At 51.9% G+C, this 20,739-nt stretch carries 21 protein-coding genes; 18 read left to right on the top strand and 3 right to left on the bottom strand.

Going from position 1 to position 20,739, the window contains the following annotated elements:
• Window positions 1-63: 63 nt before the first annotated feature.
• Window positions 64-819, bottom strand: coding sequence for an oxygen-insensitive NADPH nitroreductase (gene nfsA, locus GCD22_RS00325; protein WP_342353864.1), 756 nt, complete (start codon window positions 817-819; stop codon window positions 64-66).
• Here nfsA and GCD22_RS00330 point away from each other — a divergent pair.
• From GCD22_RS00330 to GCD22_RS00350, 5 genes are read left to right on the top strand one after another with little or no spacing between them, the layout of a single operon-like run.
• Window positions 776-1,594, top strand: coding sequence for a TnsA endonuclease N-terminal domain-containing protein (locus tag GCD22_RS00330; RefSeq protein ID WP_081577512.1), 819 nt, complete (start codon window positions 776-778; stop codon window positions 1,592-1,594). The two genes, nfsA and GCD22_RS00330, sit on opposite strands and share 44 nt — an antisense overlap.
• Window positions 1,578-3,653 (top strand): TnsB C-terminal domain-containing protein, encoded by a 2,076-nt coding sequence (locus GCD22_RS00335; protein WP_153940330.1) that lies wholly within the window; start codon window positions 1,578-1,580, stop codon window positions 3,651-3,653. Before GCD22_RS00330 ends, GCD22_RS00335 begins: the two co-directional genes overlap by 17 nt.
• Window positions 3,650-5,305 (top strand): AAA family ATPase, encoded by a 1,656-nt coding sequence (locus GCD22_RS00340; RefSeq protein ID WP_153940331.1) that lies wholly within the window; start codon window positions 3,650-3,652, stop codon window positions 5,303-5,305. Before GCD22_RS00335 ends, GCD22_RS00340 begins: the two co-directional genes overlap by 4 nt.
• A 5-nt stretch (window positions 5,306-5,310) precedes the next feature.
• A complete protein-coding gene (locus GCD22_RS00345; RefSeq protein ID WP_211371680.1) occupies window positions 5,311-6,858 on the top strand; it encodes a TnsD family Tn7-like transposition protein in 1,548 nt (515 codons plus the stop codon).
• The gene (locus tag GCD22_RS00350) at window positions 6,833-8,425 is read left to right on the top strand and encodes a Tn7-like element transposition protein TnsE (RefSeq protein ID WP_153940333.1); all 1,593 of its coding nucleotides are present in this window, start codon (window positions 6,833-6,835) and stop codon (window positions 8,423-8,425) included. Before GCD22_RS00345 ends, GCD22_RS00350 begins: the two co-directional genes overlap by 26 nt.
• A 298-nt stretch (window positions 8,426-8,723) precedes the next feature.
• Here the strand turns inward: GCD22_RS00350 and merR are convergent, their stop codons facing one another.
• Window positions 8,724-9,149, bottom strand: coding sequence for a mercury resistance transcriptional regulator MerR (gene merR, locus GCD22_RS00355; protein WP_024895062.1), 426 nt, complete (start codon window positions 9,147-9,149; stop codon window positions 8,724-8,726).
• A gap of 77 nt (window positions 9,150-9,226) precedes the next feature.
• Between merR and merT the strand changes: the two genes are divergently transcribed.
• The 12 genes from merT (at window position 9,227) to GCD22_RS00415 (ending at window position 17,552) form a co-directional block, all read left to right on the top strand.
• Window positions 9,227-9,577 carry a mercuric ion transporter MerT gene (merT, locus tag GCD22_RS00360; RefSeq protein WP_153940334.1) on the top strand — a complete coding sequence of 117 codons (351 nt, stop codon included), beginning with the start codon at window positions 9,227-9,229 and terminating at the stop codon, window positions 9,575-9,577.
• A gap of 12 nt (window positions 9,578-9,589) precedes the next feature.
• On the top strand, window positions 9,590-9,886 hold the full coding sequence (merP, locus tag GCD22_RS00365) for a mercury resistance system periplasmic binding protein MerP (protein WP_153940335.1): 297 nt from the start codon (window positions 9,590-9,592) through the stop codon (window positions 9,884-9,886).
• Window positions 9,879-11,567: a mercury(II) reductase gene (gene merA, locus GCD22_RS00370; protein ID WP_153940336.1), complete on the top strand. Its 1,689-nt coding sequence runs from the start codon at window positions 9,879-9,881 to the stop codon at window positions 11,565-11,567. Before merP ends, merA begins: the two co-directional genes overlap by 8 nt.
• 179 nt (window positions 11,568-11,746) lie before the next feature.
• Window positions 11,747-12,484, top strand: coding sequence for an MBL fold metallo-hydrolase (locus tag GCD22_RS00375; RefSeq protein WP_153940337.1), 738 nt, complete (start codon window positions 11,747-11,749; stop codon window positions 12,482-12,484).
• A complete protein-coding gene (locus tag GCD22_RS00380; RefSeq protein ID WP_153940338.1) occupies window positions 12,481-12,843 on the top strand; it encodes an ArsR/SmtB family transcription factor in 363 nt (120 codons plus the stop codon). Before GCD22_RS00375 ends, GCD22_RS00380 begins: the two co-directional genes overlap by 4 nt.
• The gene (locus tag GCD22_RS00385) at window positions 12,840-14,105 is read left to right on the top strand and encodes an MFS transporter (protein ID WP_153940339.1); all 1,266 of its coding nucleotides are present in this window, start codon (window positions 12,840-12,842) and stop codon (window positions 14,103-14,105) included. Before GCD22_RS00380 ends, GCD22_RS00385 begins: the two co-directional genes overlap by 4 nt.
• A gap of 15 nt (window positions 14,106-14,120) precedes the next feature.
• Window positions 14,121-14,459 carry a DsrE family protein gene (locus GCD22_RS00390; RefSeq protein WP_153940340.1) on the top strand — a complete coding sequence of 113 codons (339 nt, stop codon included), beginning with the start codon at window positions 14,121-14,123 and terminating at the stop codon, window positions 14,457-14,459.
• Window positions 14,460-14,657: 198 nt separating this feature from the next.
• Window positions 14,658-14,885 carry a BufA1 family periplasmic bufferin-type metallophore gene (gene bufA1, locus GCD22_RS18665; RefSeq protein ID WP_226852311.1) on the top strand — a complete coding sequence of 76 codons (228 nt, stop codon included), beginning with the start codon at window positions 14,658-14,660 and terminating at the stop codon, window positions 14,883-14,885.
• 110 nt (window positions 14,886-14,995) lie between these two features.
• Window positions 14,996-15,484: a DoxX family protein gene (locus GCD22_RS00400; RefSeq protein ID WP_153940341.1), complete on the top strand. Its 489-nt coding sequence runs from the start codon at window positions 14,996-14,998 to the stop codon at window positions 15,482-15,484.
• A 250-nt stretch (window positions 15,485-15,734) separates the two neighbouring features.
• Window positions 15,735-15,872, top strand: a complete 138-nt coding sequence (gene bufA1 / locus GCD22_RS18865; protein ID WP_404812587.1) for a BufA1 family periplasmic bufferin-type metallophore — start codon at window positions 15,735-15,737, stop codon at window positions 15,870-15,872.
• A gap of 92 nt (window positions 15,873-15,964) precedes the next feature.
• Window positions 15,965-16,843: an MNIO family bufferin maturase gene (bufB, locus tag GCD22_RS00410; RefSeq protein WP_153940343.1), complete on the top strand. Its 879-nt coding sequence runs from the start codon at window positions 15,965-15,967 to the stop codon at window positions 16,841-16,843.
• Window positions 16,836-17,552 carry an HvfC/BufC N-terminal domain-containing protein gene (locus GCD22_RS00415; protein ID WP_153940344.1) on the top strand — a complete coding sequence of 239 codons (717 nt, stop codon included), beginning with the start codon at window positions 16,836-16,838 and terminating at the stop codon, window positions 17,550-17,552. The genes bufB and GCD22_RS00415 overlap by 8 nt, the downstream gene beginning before the upstream one ends.
• Window positions 17,553-17,779: 227 nt before the next feature.
• Here the strand turns inward: GCD22_RS00415 and GCD22_RS00420 are convergent, their stop codons facing one another.
• Window positions 17,780-18,865, bottom strand: coding sequence for an IS630 family transposase (locus GCD22_RS00420; RefSeq protein WP_065972780.1), 1,086 nt, complete (start codon window positions 18,863-18,865; stop codon window positions 17,780-17,782).
• A gap of 39 nt (window positions 18,866-18,904) precedes the next feature.
• Between GCD22_RS00420 and dsbD the strand changes: the two genes are divergently transcribed.
• On the top strand, window positions 18,905-20,722 hold the full coding sequence (dsbD, locus tag GCD22_RS00425) for a protein-disulfide reductase DsbD (protein ID WP_483396366.1): 1,818 nt from the start codon (window positions 18,905-18,907) through the stop codon (window positions 20,720-20,722).
• Window positions 20,723-20,739 lie beyond the last annotated feature (17 nt).

Here is a 20,739-nt window from a genome sequence, read left to right on the forward strand (position 1 = left end):
AGCGCACCTCATCATCAAGACATAAAACGAGAGCCTTTCGCAAGGCCAGGCAGCAAAGATTTTTTAACGGGTATTCATGCCGCGCCGTTCCAAAAAGCCGCGCATGTGGGGCCGTGCTTCCCGGCCTACCAGAGCAGCAATTTCCTGGGTCCAGCGACTGTTTTTTTGCGAAGCATTGCGATTGCGATAGTACTCGGCCATCTGCTGATCGTACTGGCTGATTTCCGCTTCATCACGGGTTTCATCGTAACTATTTTCCTTAAGCACTACGGACAGGGGCAGTCGTGGTTTCAGATCAGGATTCTGGTCGGGATAACCGATGCAGAGTCCAAAAACAGGGTAAACCTGTTCAGGCAAATGCAGCAGATCACTGATTTCCTGCGGATGGTTGCGTACGGCGCCAATGTAGCAAGTGCCCAATCCCATTGATTCAGCCGCTGTTACACAATTTTGGGCGAACAAGCTGACATCAACGGTGGCAATAATGAAGTGCTCGGTCATGCCCGCCACAAATGTTTGATTTTCCCGGCTGCCAATACGGGCTGCACGATGTAAATCTGCGCAAAATACCAGGAAAGCGCCAGCACTGCGGATATATTCCTGGTCGCCAGCCAGATGTGCGATTTTATCCCGCAAATGCGGATCGCTTATCTGAATGACCGTACAGGTGTAGGATGCAAATAAAGTTGGTAACAACGAAATAAAGTTGGTAACTTTCAAATAAAGATGGTAACTTTGCTCCGTATACTTATGCCCAAAGTTGGAGGTACGGATCTTGACCTGCTTACCTCTTGACCCTCGTTCACTGAAATGGATCAAACAAGGTCGGGGAATTGGTTCAGGAAAAGATTACCAACCCTGGTTGACCGTCAGAGACCTGCCTTCTGCAGGACGATCTCATAGAATCTGGGGAGTCCTGACTCAACGAACCCACCATCTGCTGTCGGATCTCGAACTGGCAGCTTTTTTTCTATTTGACTGGAATCCATCTGTCGCTGATATCCGCGAGCAATATCCTCTCCGCTTAGAGGATACCAGTGAGCTTGCCACGCAAGCACACATTCGCCATCCAGAGGTACAAGGACAAGTTCAGATCATGTCATCGGATTTTCTAGTGGACACCAACAAGCCAGATCTTCCAAGAATGGCCATTCAGGTAAAAACATCTTCAGATCTTTCCAACCCTAGAACCATAGAAAAACTGGAACTTGAACGACAATATTGGGCATTAAAGGGAGTTCCATGGTATCTGCTGACGGAAAAACAAATACCCAAGACCGTCACCAAGAACATTGCCTGGCTGTATCCCGCCCAACTGGTTCTGGATGAGATCGAAAATACTCTGAATATGGCACCAATTTATTTAGGCTTCTTTACAAAGCATCCGATGTTACAGATTTCTCAGGCTGCAATGATGCTTGATCAAGCTTATGCACTGTCTCCAGGAGAGTCCTTGCAAAGGATCCGCTCGCTTTTAGCTCTGAGAGTTTTCTTGTTCGACCTCAGAAAACCTTGGTCAAAGCTGGCTGTTGGAGATCTACAAGCATCTTCAGATCTCGATTCACTGAGGAACTCTTATGTTGCGAATCAATGATGTCGTAACATTCGAAGGAACCCGGTATCGCATTCTTGATGTATCGAAAATTCGATATACCTGGATTAATATCGACTCCGATAAGTCTTTGCCGGAACGGATTTCACTGGCGGAAGTAGATGAGCTTATCCATGCTGAGGCACTAAAAAAAATTGACGATCCCTTTTCGCATCTTGCAGTTCAGCTTCCGGAGCATGGCTCGGGAGCACAGCAAACCCGCGACAAACGTTTCGCGATTATCGAGCCTTTAATACATCAGCCGGACATCTGTTTTCGAAGTGGCCGAGGCGCACTGATTCAGCAGGTCGCAAATGACTCCGGGACGGCTAAAAAAACAATATATGCCTATCTTCGCCAATATTGGCAGCGAGGTTGCACACCAAACGCACTTTTGCCAGATTATTATAAATCAGGTGGGCGCGGAAAAAAAAGAACAGCCACGAAGAAAAAATTAGGGCGTCCGAGACGTATAGCGCACGGTACGGGGGCAATAATAGATGACAGCATTGAACGCATGTTTCGCATTGTGCTTGATCGGCATTATCTGACTGAAAAAAGCCATTCTCTGCCTTATGCTCATCGGCGCTTCGAGGATATGTTCGAAACAGCTCACCCGGATATATCGAAAGAGAATTTCCCGACCGTCGCCCAACTGCGATATTTCTATGAACGGGAATATGTCCGGCCTGAACGTATCCGGCTGAGGGTCAATAAGATCGAGTATCAGAAGGACATCAGGCCGTTACAGGGAACAGCTACAGCCGAAGTTCACGGTCCTGGTGCGCGATACGAAATCGACGCTACTATTGCGGATATTTATCTGCTTTCCGCTGACCGACAAAAGATCATTGGCCGACCAACCTTGTATGTAGTTGTCGATGTTTACAGCAGATTGATCGCCGGTTTTTATGTGGGGCTTGAAAATCCCTCTTATGTTACCGCCATGTTGGCACTGGTGACGGCCATGACTGATAAGTCTCAGCTATGCCATTCTTTCGGCTATGACATAGAGTCAGAAGATTGGCCATCCATGGGGCTACCGGACGCCATTTTGGCAGATCGCGGAGAGCTGCTTGGTCATCAGATTGAATACCTGGAGCAGTCCTTTGGAGTCCGAATTGAGAATACGCCGCCGTATCGTGGGGATGCAAAGGGTATCGTTGAACGGCACTTCCGGACCATTCAAGCGGACTTCAAACCATTTGCACCAGGAGTAGTTGCGGGCACTATCATTAAGAAGCGGGGCGGGAAAGATTATCGATTGGACGCAACACTCACCTTGACAGATTTCACCAAAATCATTATCGGCTCCATTCTGCATCGCAATCAGAGTTCGGTATTGGTCAAATATGATCGCGATCCGGATATGCCTGACACCCTCGCTCCGGTGCCACTCAATATCTGGCGCTGGGGTATTCAAAATCGCAGTGGACGACTGCGTAACACGTCTGAGGCGGCACTGAGGCTGGCAATGCTGCCGCGTCAAAAGGCGACTGTTTCCGATTTTGGTATTCGGTGTTTTGGTGCCTATTACACCTGTAATGAGTTGCTGGCATCCGGTTGGTTACATAGAAGCGGGCGAAAGCGGCCTGGCCCATTTGTGGCTGCTTACGATCCTTCAGTAACCGATATCATTTATGTCTTCCCTGATGTATCCAAATCGGATTATTGGGAATGCTCGCTCACCGATCGCTCAAGGGAATTCAGGGGCCGAACGATGTGGGAGCTATGGGATAGTCAGCAGCAACAACGAAAATCAACAGCGACAGCTAAATTAGAGGAAGCAGAAAGTAAAAGGGCGCTGGAAAATGTGATTCAGGAAACGATCCAACGAGCGGAAAAATTACGTCCTTCTTATTTTGGCGAATCGAAAACAGAAACTTTGGCTGGCATCAACCAAAACCGCCGGGATGTCCGTGAGCAGGAACGCCAGCAACGACGCGTGGATAGCCAGTCAACGAAGCCGAAACCCAAAGCAGAGGCCAGGTATTTGACTGAACAACCCGAAAATGTTGCTTTCCCAGATTTTCTGGATGATCTGTTTGGAGAGGATGTATGACACTACCCAAAGGTATGGTTCAGGCTATTTACAAGGATACCGGGATCAGTCAATACCAAGGGAATCCACTCATTGAAGCGCTGCCGCCGATCTTGGACAGGCGTCAGTTAAAGGAGGGGTTATCAGGCCAAATTGCGTTTCGTCCAACGGATATTTATCTTGATGGTCCGACCCGCATTCATGTTATCTCCCAATTACTCGATAATTTTTTCCAGCCGCTATCCCGTCACATCGAGCTGGAGTCGAAATTGTCGGTCATGCTTCGACAAGGGTATGTTGGCAGAAACCTGGCAACCGGCGAACTGAATGCTCACATCCAGAATGGTTATGAGCGTGTCATGCAGGGTGATTTAGCCGTTTTCCGGTTCGAGCATGTGGAGTCTACGGCTAAAAGTCTGGCTTTCATTGGCTGTTCCGGGTCAGGCAAGACAAGTTCGTTGAATCGTATTTTGGCCACCTATCCGCAATCGATTTATCACGAAACGTACAACTTCACCCAGATTGTTTTCCTCAAAATTGACTGCCCGCATGACGGCTCCCTGAAAAGCCTTTGTCATAACTTTTTTCGTGAAATCGACGCGGTGCTCGCCACCAATTACGTGCGTCGCTATGTGGAAAAACGGCACAGTGTGGAAACCCTGATTGCGGTAATGGCGCATATTGCTAATACGCACGCGATTGGCCTGTTGGTGATTGATGAAATCCAGCATTTGAGTGTTAAACATTCCGGTGGTGCAGAGCGTATGCTCAATTTTTTTGTCACTCTGGTGAATGAAATTTCAGTCCCGGTTGTCATGGTGGGGACACCAAAAGCCAGATCTGTCTTTGAGCTGGACCTGCGATCCGCGCGTCGCGGTGCTGGTTTTGGTGCAATTCTGTGGGAGCCATTGAGCAAGCCTTCAAGTGAGCAAGTAATATCACGGACCGAATGGGGAGCCTTCACCAGCCGTTTGTGGAAGTATCAGTGGCTGACCAAAGCATCACCTGATGTGACCGATGAAATTCGTGATACCTGGTATGATCTTTCTCAAGGCATTATGGATGTCGTCATCAAGCTATTTGTTCTGTCACAAATCCGGGCTGTTGTCACAGGCGTTGAACGCATTACCCAGAGCTTGATGAAAAAAGTTTATCAGGATGAGCTAAAGCCCATCCATCCTATGATCGATGCATTGCGGTCCGGTGATGTCACAAAAATAGCCCGTTACTCCGACCTGACCATTCCCGACGTGGATAGAAAAATACTCGAACTAGGCCATCTGCTGCGTTCCAATCATGAACGCATTGATACTGTCATCAAGTATGGGGGAAATGAACAAGCCATTCGCTTACACAATATGCTGGTCGATATGGGGTATGTCTCTGAGTTGCTTGAACCTCTGATCAATAGGGCTTTTGAAGATCACCCGGGCCTTGTGATGAAGGATCTTATGCCGCTGATTCTCTCTTGGTATCAAAGCGCAGAGATAGAAAAGACGGCATCATCAAAGCCGAAAATGAAGACGATGAAAAGAGCTGACTGGCATACCCTGGACTCAAACGATTTGCGTTTTTTATTTTCGCAGTCCGCCAATGAGAAAGCCTTCCTAGAATCACTGAGTCGCGAAGAGTTGCTTTTCGATGCCCAGAACTGGATCAATTCCTTTGAGTGATGGTCATGTTGAATTTTCCTATACCTTACGCAGAGGAATTGCTGTATAGCACCGTCGCAAGAGCGGGTGTTCGGCTAGGGCATACTAGCCCCAAACAACTGTTGAATGAAGTTTTCGAATCTCGTAGTATTATTGCAACGATAGACTTGCCGAACCATATCGCTATGGTCTCACGCTGGCTTCCTGATGAATATACGCCTGAGAAACTCATCTATAGCCATACCTTATTTCCGCTTTATGCCCCTTTTATTTCAGAGGATCGACGGCGTCAGTGCATGAGCGGGTTGCATCAAGGAACTCAGGGAGCCGTACATCTGGTATTGGGGATTGTAGCCTCTCGCATTAAGTCTCCACGTTTTGTCCGATACTGTCCAGGTTGCATAACCGCTCAGCGTGAACAATATGGTGAGTATTTTTGGCTGAGAGAATGGCAGGTCGCCGGGGTGGAATCTTGCTCCCAACATGGTACGTTGATCGATACGCGAATAGCTCGCCCACTGATTGAAAGACATCGTTTTATCGCTGCCGCACCTGAATATTGCCATTTGATTAAACAGCAAACGGGAATGAGGGATTCTGACTGGATAACAACTCAGGTGCGTCAGTTGTTGGTTCGGCCTGCGCAAGTGTCCCCAAGTTTGGAGCAATGGACAGCCTACTACCGTAACCTTGCTTGCCGTCTGTGCTTTTCCCGAGGAAAGGCTCAAATTGACCACTCGTCGATAAGAGATAGGGTATTAATGGCTTGGCCCGCTACTTGGTTAACCAGAAATCGTCTGATGCCACGATCTTCGTTTGTTGATGAATCAGACTGGCTGAAAGCAATCTTCCGCAAGCATCGAAAAAGCTTCAATTATCTTCAGCATATTGTAGTTCATCAGGCGCTGTTGGGTCGTCACTGGCAGATAGATGACGTGCTCAATGAGGTAAGCAGGACGCCAATCTGCGAAAAGTCCTCGCAAGTTCAGGTGGCTATACAAAAGTCCAGCAGCCAAACGTCAGATCAGGAGGCCTGGCGCGAATTGTTGTCCTCCCATCCACCCCAGAAAGCCAGAAAAACTGCATCAGCCTTGTATGCCAGGCTATATCGAAATCATCGTGACTGGCTATTGGACATAAATTATCGTCATGCAGAAGGTAAGACAAATACTAACGTACCACGCATCGATTGGGACAAACGGGACCGGGAATATTTGCAAGCACTTCGACAACTGGCTACTTTTTTGAAGGCAAACGAACAAGGGCCCAGACGCTCAAGAACCTTCTATCTTCGGCTTCTCGGCAATCTTTCGACTCTTGAAAAGAACCTTCATCAAATGCCACGTACTTCGGCGTTTCTGGCAGTGAATTCGGAAAGCATCTCCCAGTACCAGATCCGACGTTTGCAAAATGCCTATGCGGAGTTGCGAAATCTGTTTGAGTCACAACCGAAGTGGCGATTGCTGCGAAACGCCAAATTAAGTGAAGAACGAATGACAGGATCTGCCAGACAATATTTGGAAGTTTTAGTGAGTCGGAGTACAGAATATGAAGTTAAAAGGAGTGGAAAATAATAGCGTTATTCGGGAGATTGGTTCTTTATTCCGTCGTCATGACGATTCTGGTTGGCATATCAATGTTAAACTGGAGCCTGGGCAGAAGAAACAACATGTGGGTGTCTCTCAAATTCCGATTTTAGCTAGACGCAGGGTGGTGAATGCAACCGAACAACCACTGCCTGCCGGATTCCTGAAACGTGTAGTGATAGAAAATACGCGCCTTTGGCTTGCGGAACCTATCGATGCCTGTCCGATTCCCGTGGTGAGTCGGCAGGGGGATGGACGGCAATGGTGTTTTAATTTTGAATTTGGCGGAACACGGTATTATCTTCCCCAGCTTGAATTGGCGCGAGCATTGTTTTTGCATCATGCTTATATAACGCGTTTAGCATTAATTCCCGGCGGACTCTCGCATGAGTTCGATGTTCAGCGCATCGATAACTTGAGCAGAGCGCTTATCAATATTTTGCCAAACTGCACTCTGCCACTGTATGTCAGAGGAGACCATGAGTTAAGGCGGGCGTTAGCCTGGATATTGCTGGATGATGATGCACGGCAATCATTTGAAAGTATTGCCCGTTACCAACTGCAGAACGGATACGATACAGACAAGTATCGTCTGTGGCAATTTCAGTTTGAACCGCCGCCGCTCGCCGGTGTTGCACTGACACTTCGAGGCCACTACCGTCATGAACTGGAAGCGTTTTTTGTGTATGAAATTCATGGTGTTTCCAATTTAACTTGCCATTGCCCCGCCAGCGTCGATTTTGTTGATCCCCGATTTGCCGTGAAGCGACCAGGCCAGGGCCGAGCTGTTCTATCCGGCCTACAAACAGGCCCGGAATTGGAAATCGATGACGAACAAGAACCGAAAACGGATAAAACTGAATTCCGGATTGAAACACCCGCCGTTACATTTGAGTTTGTTAATCCCATTCAGACCACGCGCATAGCCAAGGGTAAAGGTCAGGCCACTGGCCGAGGACAAGGAGGAACTCAGTCAGCCTTTCCAGAAAATAAGAGATTACTGGTGAGCACTGACGAAGCCAGTACACAAGGTATTCTACCGTCAGCAGACTATGATGGTCTCAGGGATAGGAGCGATGATACGGATTTCTACGTAGGCAAGTTTAAAGCCTTTAATACAATGATATTGCAACTGGTTAGTAAGCCAAATTGCCACCATATCCATAGGGAGACCAGAAAACTTCCTGCTATTGACGGATACTCGAAACACATGCTTGCGGATGGTAATCCGCGTTATCTTACCTTCCATATAATCAGAAAAGATGACCAGGTGTACGCATTGATGGAGGTTGATACTTCTGATAATAAAAACAGTTTATCAACTCTGCTCTTGAGGCATCAGGATATGCAGTTTGACTGGGAGCGGACTATTCGAGAACTAGAAATACGATTAATAAAGGGTTCTTTAGTCTGGCCAAGCAAATTTATTAAAAAAATCTTTGGTAATGGAGGAAGGCGCATTTCCCATCCGATGTCCTCGCCTGAAAACAAATTGCTTTTGGATCAGGACGCCATAGTGCGTTGGGCAGAGAGAGTTTACGAGGATATGGAATAATTTCAGCAGCATTTTTCGTCGCGCCTGAACGCGTTGTTTGCAATAATCCTTTTACCTATCCACTGATTTGCGCTGCCGTTTTCTTCCATAGCAGTGTCAGTGCTTTGTTTATCCTCATTACCTGTAGACGAACACTTGCTGTACTGTCTAAGCTGATATCAGTCACCTGAACTTGGGTTGATTCGTAAACTCTAGTGCCCACATTGTATAAACCGCTTGGGAGGACACCTGAACATAGCGGTGGTCAGCGAACCCGACGACACGTCGGCCGTGGCGTCGTTCGTGGATTGCAAGCGGCTCAGTCACCCGGACACTCTGCGCAATTTTTTAGCGACGCAATCAGCGGACAGGAAATATTATCCTTTCGGGCTTGGCAGGCACATACAAGCTCGGAAAGGACGGCCTCCATGCGCGCTAGATCGGCCATCTTTTCGCGCACGTCTTGGAGCTTGTACTCGGCCAGACTGCTGGCTTCCTCGCAATGGGTGCCATCGTCGATCTGCAACAGCTCGGCAATTTCGTCCAGGCTGAAGCCCAGCCGCTGGGCTGATTTCACAAAGCGCAACCGTGTTACATCCACCTCGCCATAGCGGCGGATGCTGCCATAGGGCTTGTCCGGTTCCGGCAACAAGCCCCTGCGCTGATAGAACCGGATCGTCTCCACGTTGACCCCGGCTACCTTGGCGAAAACGCCGATGGTCAAGTTCTCCAAATAGTTTTTCATATCACTTGATTCCGTATACAACTACGGGAGTAAGGTTATGTTAACGCATATAGATCCGAAAGGGTAAGCCTAAGCCTATGTCTGAACCAAAAACCGTGCGCGGCGCGCTCTTCGCTGGTGGGCTAGCCGCCATACTTGCTTCGACCTGTTGTCTCGGACCGTTGATTCTGGTCACCTTGGGAATCAGTGGGGCATGGATTGGCAACCTGGCTGCGCTGGAACCATACCGTCCGTTTTTCATCGCTGCGGCACTCGTAGCGCTGTTCTTCGCCTGGCGGCGCATCTACCGCCCGGTACACGCCTACACACAGGGTGCAGTCTGTTCGATGCCGCAGGTTCGCAGAACCTACAAGCCTGTTTTCTGGATTGTTGTCGCCTTGATCCTGGTTGCCATTGCTTTTCCCTACGTCCTGCGGCTGTTCTATTGAAAGGAGATTGTCATGAAAAAAATCGCGATCCTTCTTGCTCTGTCCGTTGCCCTGAGCGCGCCCGCCTGGGCCGCAACCAAGGCTGTCACACTCTCGATTTCTGGTATGACATGTGGTGTCTGTCCAATTACCGTTCGCACTGCACTCCAGCGAGTACCTGGAGTGGAAAAGGTCGGCATCGACGAAGCAAAAAAACAGGTCACCATAACCTACGACTACAGTAAAACCAACGTGCAGGCCCTGACCCGGGCAACCAAGGATGCTGGCTACCCTTCCAGCATCAAGCAGGGAGAGCGAGATCATGGCTGACACGATCACTCTTCAAATCGAGGGCATGACCTGCGACTCGTGCGCGGTGCATGCGCAGCAGGCGCTGGAGAGGGTGCCCGGCGTGCGCTCGGCCTCAGTATTTTATCCCCAGCGGCGAGCGGAGATCGAGGTGGACGCCAGCGTGGGCCTGGACCCGCTGGTTGCCGCAGTGGCAGCGCTGGGCTACCGCGCTCGGCTTCCTGACACGCCGAATAAGCCCACTGGTTTGTTGGACAAGTCGCTGGACGGACAGGACAGTGAAACGAGGCGTACTGGCGATGGAGAGGCGCTGCATATCGCCGTGATCGGCAGCGGCGGCGCGGCGATGGCGGCGGCACTTAAAGCCGTTGAGCAGGGCGCTCGCGTGACGCTGATTGAGCGCGGCACCATTGGCGGCACCTGCGTCAATGTAGGCTGCGTGCCGTCCAAGATCATGATCCGAGCGGCGCACATCGCGCATATGCGCCGGGAAAGCCCATTCGATGGCGGCATCTCATCGGCGGTGCCTGTGATTGACCGGGGCAAACTGCTGGCCCAGCAACAGGCTCGCGTCGATGAGCTGCGCCACGCCAAATACGAAGGCATCCTGGACGGCAATCCCGCCATCACCGTGCTGCACGGCGAGGCTCGTTTCATGAGCGGTCATAGCCTCAACGTCCAATTGAACGATGGCGGCGAGTGCGAAGTGGCCTTCGATCGCTGCCTGATCGCCACCGGTGCCAGCCCGGCGATTCCGCCGATTCCCGGCTTGAAGGACACAGCCTACTGGACTTCCACCGAGGCGCTGATCAGCGACACGATTCCTGAGCGGCTGGCCGTGATCGGTTCGTCGGTGGTCGCGCTGGAACTGGCGCAAGCCTTCGCCCGGCTCGGCAGCCAGGTGACGATTCTGGCACGCGGCACCTTGTTCCTCCGGGAAGACCAGGCCATTGGCGTAGCCATCACGGCCGCGTTTCGCGCCGAAGGCATCGAGGTGCTGGAGCACACGCAAGCCAGCCATATCGCTTATGCGGACGGCGAATTCGTGCTGACCACCGGGCACGGCGAACTGCGTGTCGACAAGTTGCTGATCGCCACTGGTCGCGCACCGAACGCACGCAGCCTGAATCTGGAAGCGGCGGGCGTGGCCATAAATGCGCAAGGGGCCATCGTCATCGACCAGGGTATGCGCACGAATAGCCCGAACATTTACGCCGCTGGCGACTGCACCGACCAGCCGCAATTCGTCTACGTGGCGGCAGCGGCCGGCACCCGTGCCGCCATCAACATGACCGGCGGCGATACGATTCTCAACCTGACGGCAATGCCTGCCGTGGTGTTCACCGATCCGCAAGTGGCGACCGTGGGCTACAGCGAAGCGGAAGCGCACCACGACGGTATCAAAACCGACAGCCGCACGCTGACGCTCGACAACGTGCCGAGGGCGCTGGCCAATTTCGACACCCGTGGCTTCATCAAGCTGATCGCCGAGAAGGGTTCTGGCCGGTTGTTGGGTGCGCAGGTCGTGGCCCCGGAGGGCGGCGAGGTCATCCAGGTGGCGGCCCTGGCCCTGCGTGCCCGCATGACTGTCCAAGAGCTTGCTGACCAGCTCTTCCCCTATCTCACTATGGTGGAAGGGATCAAACTCTGCGCCCAGACTTTCACCAGGGATGTTCGTGAATTGTCCTGTTGCGCGGGGTAGAGAGGGGGAGTGCAGCAAAGTTTTGTTTATAACTACGTTGTTAATCAGCGCTTATGACTATTCAAGTTTCATTAGTAAGCTTCAAGATTATCCACCCATGGAATGTCAATCTTGACTGGCAGATTCCACGGTGAGATAGTTAACAGACTTATTAACTATTATACATATGGAGGTGCCTCATGTTTTTCCAGCAAAGACGTGGTGACGATGGAACCCTGTCTTACTTCTACGGCTGTGGTGGTAAAGGTTTTGCCGTCGCGGTAGATGTGGTGGCTGGTGATGAGGAGTGGTTTATGGCCGAGGCCCGGAAAGCGGCCGTGCGCATCAGCTTTGTCATTGATACGCATATTCATGCCGACCATCTTTCGGGCGGGCGAGCCTTGGCGGCGCTGGCAGAAGCGCCTTACTGCATGCACGAAAGTGACGAGGATCAGGTACAATTCCCGATCCGGGGTCTCAAAGACGGCGAAATACTGGAGACCGGCAATGTGATCACCCAAGTGCTGCATACTCCTGGTCATACCCCTGACAGCCTTTGTCTTTTGGTCAGCGATATCCGGCGCAGCAAGGCGCCCTGGTTTGCCCTGACGGGCGATACCCTTTTTGTGGGCGGCGTGGGACGACCGGATCTGGGGGGTACGCCAGAGGAAATGGCAGCGAAACTCTATGACAGCCTCCAGCAGAAACTGCTACCCCTTCCGGATGATCTGGAAATCTTTCCGGGTCATGCTGCCGGCAGTGTCTGCGGGGCCGGCCTTTCGGGAAAACCCTCGTCGACGATCGGCTTCGAAAAGCGCTGGGACCCGTATTTGAGTATGGACCGGATGACCTTCATGCACGAGCTGACCGCCAACATTCCGGAACGACCGGCGGAGATGGCGCGCATTGTCGCCAGCAATCTGGGGCGGGTGGCATGAAAAATCAGGAAACTATTCGCTTTGCGCTGTTTTCGGAAGTGTTTGCGGCCATTGCCCACCCCAAGCGTCTGGAGATCATTCACTATTTGGGTGAAGGGCAAAAAACTGCCAGCGAGCTCACCGAACTGACGGGCATGTCGAAAGCCAATGTTTCACAGCACATGAATATTCTCAAGGCGAGAGGTCTGGTGCACTGCGACAAGTGCGGTACTTTCTGTCATTACCGCCTCACCAGCCCCAAGGTTTTGGAAGTCTGCGAGATTGTTCGGGAGCTCATTCTCGACCAGATGCAGATTACCGCGCATAACCATGAGGTACTGAGTACCGTGGTCCCTCTCCACAAAAAAGGCACCGCATGAACGTCACGGCGGACCATGCAAGCGCTTACATCCGAGGCATTGGCTGTAACCGTGGACAGTTTCTGCTGCAGACAGTTCAGGTCTTTTTTGTGGGTCTGATCATCGGCATGGAACGCAATGTGTTGCCCACCATGGCAGCGCACTTTGGTGTAGATAGCCACGCCTTTTTCTTCCTGGCTTCTTTTGTGATTTCCTTTGGCCTGGTCAAGGGTGCCCTGAACTTTGTGGCGGGTGGACTTTCTGATCGCATCGGCCGCAAGCGGGTTTTGCTGCTCGGCTGGATAGCCGGCATTCCCATTCCGATTCTGATTTTCTTTGCCCCCAACTGGTGGTGGATTATCGGTGCCAACGTCTTCCTGGGCTTCAACCAGGCCTTCACCTGGACTATGACCGTCACCAGCCAGATTGATTTGTCAGCCAACCATCAGCGCGGTCTGGCGGTCGGCATCAATGAGGCCATGGGTTACATTGCCGTCGGTGCAGCGGGTCTGGCCACGGGGTATCTGGCCGTTTTGTATGGTCCCCGCTGGTCCTTGCTGCTCTTTGGGCTAGTGGTCATTGCGCTGGCGTTGGTGTTGCTGCTGTGGATAAAAGACACCATTCACTGGGTACGTGCCGAGCATATACAGCAAGAGGCGGCTACCCCGGCAGCGGTACCCGCACAAAGTATGTTTAGCACTTTCCTGCAAGTTTCCTTTCAGGATCGGACCTACCGGGCGCTTTGCCAGGGCGGTGTCACCAACAAGATTGCGGACACTCTGGTCTGGGTGCTGTTCCCGTTGTTTTTCAAATTCCACGGCCTCGGCATTATTTATATCGGCTGGATTACCGGCGTTTATGCCATGGTCTGGGGGCTCTGCCAGTTCTGGACCGGGCATCTGGCCGATCACATTGGTCGCAAGCCACCGGTTTTGTTGGGCTTTGCCCTGTTATCCGCAGGATTGGCAGGAACCGCATTGGTGAACCACTTTGCTGCATGGATGGTCACCGCTGCGCTGATGGGGCTCGGCATGGCACTGCTTTATCCCAATTTGATTGCCGCCATGTCGGATATTGCTCCAGCCATGCAACGGGGTCGGATACTGGGCACGTATCGTTATTGGCGCGACACGGGTTACGCCATCGGCGGGGTCATTCTGGGTCTGGTGGCCCAATGGAGTGACAAGATCCTCCCCGCGATCTGGCTGACTGCTGGCATTGTTGCCTTGTCGGGTTTATGGATTGCTTTTGCGGTGAAAGAAACGCATCCCCGAAGTATCTGAATAGGAATATCTCCCATGAGCCAAGCATTAATCATTCTGCATGCAGGTCCTGATGAGGCGAACCCTCGTGCCGATACGGCCGTTCGTCTCGCTGGCGCCATGTTGGCAGACAACAAAGACGTTCGCTTGTTTCTTGCCGGTCAGGGCGTGCTGATCCTGAGAGACTGGGGTAAAACCCGCGACAATGTACGCATTTTGTTGGGTGAACTGTTGGAATTGGGCCTGGAGGTCCAGTGCTGCGGTAGCTCTTTAAAGGCACAGGCCATAGAAACATTACTGGCTGGGGTCAACCGGAGTTCCATGAAAGGTCTGTCCAGCTGGATCAGTATGGCAGATGAAGTCGTGTGTTTTTGACGGTGAATGACTCGAAGGCTGCAAAAATAAAGGGGCGCCGATCTCTAGCCGAACAAATTTAATTCCGCAACTCTGTAAGAATTTCAGCACAGCCACGACTAAGTGATTGAGGGCCATTATTTCAATCTCTAAGAGGAGGCTACAATGAAATCCACAAATAACGATCATCATCTGTCTAAGCAACTGATTTTGGCTGGCATGTTAGCTCTTGCCGGGACTGTCGGGGCGACAACTCCAGCATTCGCGAGCCATGCCCCATGGGTCAAATGTTACGGTATTGCCCGAGCACACATGAATGATTGCGCCACCACCACCCATTCCTGTGCAGGCCAATCTATCCATAATGGGGGCAAGTATTCCTTTCTGCTGATCCCACAGGGACTATGTCAAAAAATAGTCGGAGGTAGTCTGACGCCTGGCAAATAAGACCAGATCACCCACCGCTAGCTATTCATGCATTCCGCTTTTGCGCTAATGGATCAACAAGCAGCGGGTGAGCTATGAAAAACGATCAGTTTTCATCAGGAGGAATTTGCATGGCTACTTGCTCTATTGCTTTCCATAAAATGGAAAAATGGTACGAAAGTATTGTGCACTGGTTGCATTATCTCGCACCCGTGGCAGATCTGGCGGCACGACTTTGGGTGGCGCGGATATTCTGGATGGCAGGCATGGTCAAACTGCAAAGCATGACAGCTACTGTCGCCCTATTCAGATATATGTATCACGTGCCATTGCTTCCTCCCGTGTGGGCAGCCTATCTGGGTACGGGCATTGAAATCTTTTTTCCCATACTGTTGGCGTTGGGTCTGGCGGGTCGTTTTGCTGCCGGTTTTTTATTCATCTACAACATCATTACGGTGCTTTCTTATCCGCAAATGGGTGCTGCCGGAATGATGGATCAGGTGCCTTGGGGCATTTTCCTGCTTTTTACGACGGTTTATGGTCCTGGCCTCTTTTCTTTGGATTATGGTTTGAGTCATATCTGGAAACGTACGCCACCTGCCGTCCATAAAGCTGTCTGATCAAGCATTGTCTCGCACCATTGGGGTGTAAGACATATTTCCCTTTGGGGAAAACCACATGGTTGTTATGAAAAAGGAGTTAATCATGAGTAAGGAAATGATAAATCGCAAACATACTTTCCAGCGCGCACTATTTGCTGGGGCTGTCGCTATGGCTGGAGTGGGTTTTGCCGGGACTGCGATGGCCGGAATGATGCCACAGGGCTATGTCAAGTGTTACGGCATTGCCCGTGCGCATCAAAACCAGTGCATGTCCATAGGTGGTGTTACGCGTGGTTCCGCAAAAACCAATGGTAATCCGGATGCCTGGCTGGCCGTACCCAAAGGGGTTTGCCTGAAAATCGTGGGTAGCAGCCTGACCCCCGGAAAGACCCCCGCTAAGAAATAACTAGGGGTGCCGAGGTCTTTCTGGCCTCGGCATATATGCAGAATGCTGAAAAAACCATTTTTGAGCATTTTGGTAGCCAGGAGAACAAGTTCATGATCCAGGACACTACGGCAAATCACACGAGCAGCTTATCCAATGGAGAGATTCCTGTAGATGCAGGAATTGGTCTACGTGCCTGCCATTATCCCGATTTCCAAAGCGGCAAACCGCCAACAGCCTGGGTCGAGGCACATAGTGAAAATCTGTTTGCTGCGGGAGGCTTGCCCCATCGGGTGATGCAGCAGGTGCGCCGTCATTATCCCTTGAGCCTTCATGGCGTCGGCCTGTCTTTGGGGAGTATGGACCCTTTGAATAAGGAACATCTCCAACAACTGCAGCAAGTGATCAGCCGTTATGAACCGGGACTGGTTTCCGAACATCTCTGCTGGGTGGCATCGGAGGGGCGTTATCTTCACGATTTATTACCCATACCTTATACCGAAGATATGCTGCAGCATGTCAGTGATCGGATTGATCAAGTGCAAAATGTTCTTCGACGACAAATTCTGATCGAAAATGTTTCGGCCTATCTACATTTTGCCGATGATCAGATGACGGAATGGGCTTTTTTAAATGCCCTGGTACGGCGTACGGGATGCGGGTTATTGCTGGATATCAATAATCTGTACGTCAGCAGCCGGAATCTTGGAATCCACAGTGATGAGTATTTGGTAAACCTCAAAGCGGATGCGGTCCAGGAGATTCATCTGGCCGGGTTTTCGGTGGAAACCGCGTTGGGTCAGGAAGTACTCATTGATACCCACAGTCAGGCAGTCTGGCCTGAGGTCTGGTCTCTTTATCGTCGTGCCTTGCACATCCTCGGACGCAGGGTGCCTACTTTAATTGAATGGGATACCAATATTCCGCCACTTGACGTCTTGTTGAGCGAGGCACAGAAAGCCCAGTATATCCTGGAGAATATCCATGAATGATGACGCACTGGACTGGCAAAAATCCTTTGTAAATGCCGTCATGTCACCGGAAGAGGGCCGTGTTATTTCCGGACTGAGCGGATCAATTTCTGCGGCTGTTGCAACTGCCATTTATCGCAACAATATTCTGGAAGGCTTCAACGAAAGCCTCAAAAATGTTTACGGTGCGATCTTCGTGCTGATTGGAGAGGATTGTTTTCGTGAAATCGCCTATTCCTACGGCCGCTCCATTCCCTCTTTGTCTGGCGACCGCAATGCCTATGGCGAGCACATGCCTGCCTTTCTCGCCCACCATCCACTCACCCGGGAGATAGTCTATTTACCCGATATGGCACGGCTGGAATGGGCCAGTCATGAAGCTTACTCTACAGCAGAATACTTTCTTGGTCATGGATTACATGCTTCCCTGCGCTTGGTGGAGTCGAGCTATCCGTTAATGGCGCTCTGGCAACTGTGCCAGCACCCCGATGCGGAAGGTACGCTGGATTTGGATGCACTTGGTGGTGATAGCGTCCTGGTTGTGCGCCCACAGGAAAACGTACTAATGCGCAGCTTGTCCCCAAGCGAGGCGGCCTGGTATCGGGCCTTACTGGAAGGACATCCACCCGATCAGGCCGCTGCTGCCGCCCGAACAGTTGAACCGGACTGTGACCCCATGTTGTACTGGGAAACAGCAGTCGGTGATGGGGTTTTACAACAACAGCACTGAGGTAGCGAACACGAATGAAGCATCCAGTTTTACGCCGCACTTATCAGGAACGAGGAGATCATCTCATCAGACTAGCGGGAAATTCCTTTTTTGGGCTGTGGGCACCGCTCATCGCATTGCTGCTGATGCTATCTACTTCTGCCTTTGCCGGTACAGTGGTTCCAGTGACAAGCCTCAGCGCTTCGTCATTGATGTCGTCCACCAATAGCGTGCATCGCTCACCATTTCTAGTGTAGTGTTGCATTCTGTTTGCTGCTTAAATGGCTGTTGGCGCGAATGACTTTTTGCAGGATGTCGCGGGCGGTTTTGGTCCAGATGAAAGGTTTGGGATGGGTGTTGTGGTGGTCGATGTACCCCTCAATGGCCTGGATGAGTTCAGGCACACTGGTGAACACCCCACGACGTAACCGCTGGGTCGTGATATCCCGAAAGAAACGCTCGACCATGTTGAGCCAGGATGCCGAAGTGGGCGTGAAGTGCATGTGAATACGCGGGTGCTTGTCGAGCCACGCCTGTACTACCGGGTGTTTATGGGTCGCATAGTTGTCGGCAATCAGATGCAGAGCCTTGTCCCTGGGCGTCTGCCGATCAATTTTCTTCAGGAACTTCAGCCATTCCACATGGGTATGGCGCTGTTGACACTGTCCGATGACCTGACCATCCAGCACGTTGAGGGCGGCAAACAAGGTCGTAGTGCCATTACGTTTGTAGTCGTGGGTCATCGTTTCTGCGCGGCCCTTTTTGAGGGGGAGTCCCGGTTGGGTCCGGTCCAGGGCCTGTACCTGACTTTTTTCATCCACGCAGAGCACCAAGGCATGCTCCGGGGGAGACATATACAACCCCACAATATCTTCCAGCTTTTCCACAAAATGCGGGTCACGTGACACCTTGAAACCACGCAGCAGATGAGGCTTGAGGCCATGCTTGCGCCAATGCCGTGACACACTGGCGGCACTGACACCCAGTTCTGCCGCCATCCTACGCGTACTCCAATGCGTCATCGCTTCCGGCTTACTCTGCGTGGTCAATTCTACCAGACGGGCCACATCCACTTTCACCGGAGGGGCGCCGCGCGGTAAATCGCGTTCAATGCCCGACAAGCGGTGTTCCAGATAACGCTTGCGCCAACGTGCGACTTGCAGGCGATCCACCCCCAGGCGCTCCGCAATTTCTTTGTTCTGCAAGCCCTCTGCCGCCAGCAATATCATCCGTGCCCGTAATGACAAGCGGACACTGCTTAATCGGGAGGCGACTATACGGGACAACTCGGACCGCTCTTCGCTGGTTAAAGTGACTGTGGGCGCAACTCGCAAGGCTCGACTCCATTCATACCCTCAACATGGAGCTATTTTATCATCATTAACCTTAAGGTTCACCAAGAATGCAACACTACACTAGCACCGGCCAAAGCCTTCCGCTTTAAGGCGCGCATGGCCCCAAACGACACCCTGGTCCTCCAGTGGATCGCCGCGCCTCATTATCACCTCTACCGCAATCGGATCACTTTACAGGTGAGCCCCCGTTCTGCCCATTTGGCACCTTATACCCTGCCACCGGGCAAACCGATGAACATACCAGGGGTCGGAACCCTGGCTGTTTATGAGGGAGATACCACCACGATTCGGGTGCCCGTACATTTTACGGGCACGCCCCCCAAGCAACTTCGAGTCACCAGCAGTTTTCAGGGATGTGCCAATGCCGGTGTCTGCTACCCGATCATCACGAAAAGCTATACGCTAAGCCCGACGGGAATTATTGCCAGCACCGTACGGCATGCTCCGGCTTTGGCCGACACGCATCCTGCTCTGCAGAAGCCGGTTCAACCTTCAGTGGTGGCCGGTCAATATGGGCAGTTCGCAGCAGGATTAGCCGGTGGACAAGTCCTCTTAACGCTACTGCTTTTCTTTCTGGCGGGCCTTGGACTAGCCTTCACACCCTGCATTTTCCCCATGATTCCCATTCTGTCCTCCCTGGTGGTCGGTCAGGGGAACACTCAGTTGACCGTGAAGCAGTCCAGAAGGCATGCATTCTGGATTTCTCTGGCCTACGTGCTGGGTATGTCATTGGCCTATACGGTTGCCGGGGTTCTTGCAGCGATCACCGGATCCTATCTGCAGGCCTTTTTTCAAAATCCCTGGGTGCTCAGTGGATTCAGTGCATTGTTTGTCGTACTGGCGCTCTCCATGTTCGGCTTCTACGAATTGCAGATGCCCAATGCCTTACAATCGCGCCTGTCCCGTTACGGGAAGGGTGGACACTTTTTCAGCGCCTTCGTGATGGGTGTGCTGTCCGCCCTGATCGTCGGCCCTTGTGTCGCGGCCCCTTTAGCGGGGGCTCTGCTGTTCATTGCCCACACCGGCAACGTAGTTCTGGGGGGACTGGCCCTGTTCCTTCTGGGGTTGGGCATGGGCGTCCCCCTGCTGATCATCGGGACTTCTGCCGGACATTTTCTGCCCAAAGCCGGCACATGGATGAATGGCGTAAAGGCCGTCTTTGGCGTGGTTCTGCTGGGAGTGGCCATCTGGTTCCTATCACGAATTGTGCCGGGACCGGTTACGCTGGCCTTATGGTCAGCGCTCGCCATCCTCTCAGGTATTTTTCTGGGGGCGTTTGCAGCCAATTCCGGGGGATGGCCCCGATTCTTCCAGGGACTCGGCATACTGGCTGTTGTCTATGGTGTGGTTCTCGGAGTCGGTGCCTCGGCGGGTGCTTCCCTGGTGCTTGAACCTTTGGCACCTTTCGTGGCAAAAGAGGTTTCAGTCGCCCCTCTACAGAACCATGCACTTCAAAAGCATCATCCCCTCCAGTTTACCGTGGTTCGCAGCCTTCCCCAGCTGCAATCGGCTTTGGCCGCAGCAAAAGGGCACCCGGTATTGGTGGATTTCTGGGCAACCTGGTGTGTAGAGTGCCAGCGTATGGATGTCGAAACCTATGACAATCCCCGTGTAGAAAAGGCCTTGCAACCACTCATGCTGATTCGGGTGAATGTGACAGCAAGTGATGCCGCATCGCGCCACCTGCTTCATCGTTTCCAGTTATTTGGGCCACCGGCAGTATTGCTGGTCAATGCGCAAGGGCATCTGGTTGCCCAATATGAAGGCTATGAAGGACCCGAAACGCTCCTGCAGCACCTGCGGCAGAAGCTGGGCCATACGATGCCTGATCGTTGATGTTATAGAAAATAATT

The organism is Acidithiobacillus thiooxidans ATCC 19377 (genome assembly GCF_009662475.1).
Lineage (GTDB): Bacteria > Pseudomonadota > Gammaproteobacteria > Acidithiobacillales > Acidithiobacillaceae > Acidithiobacillus > Acidithiobacillus thiooxidans.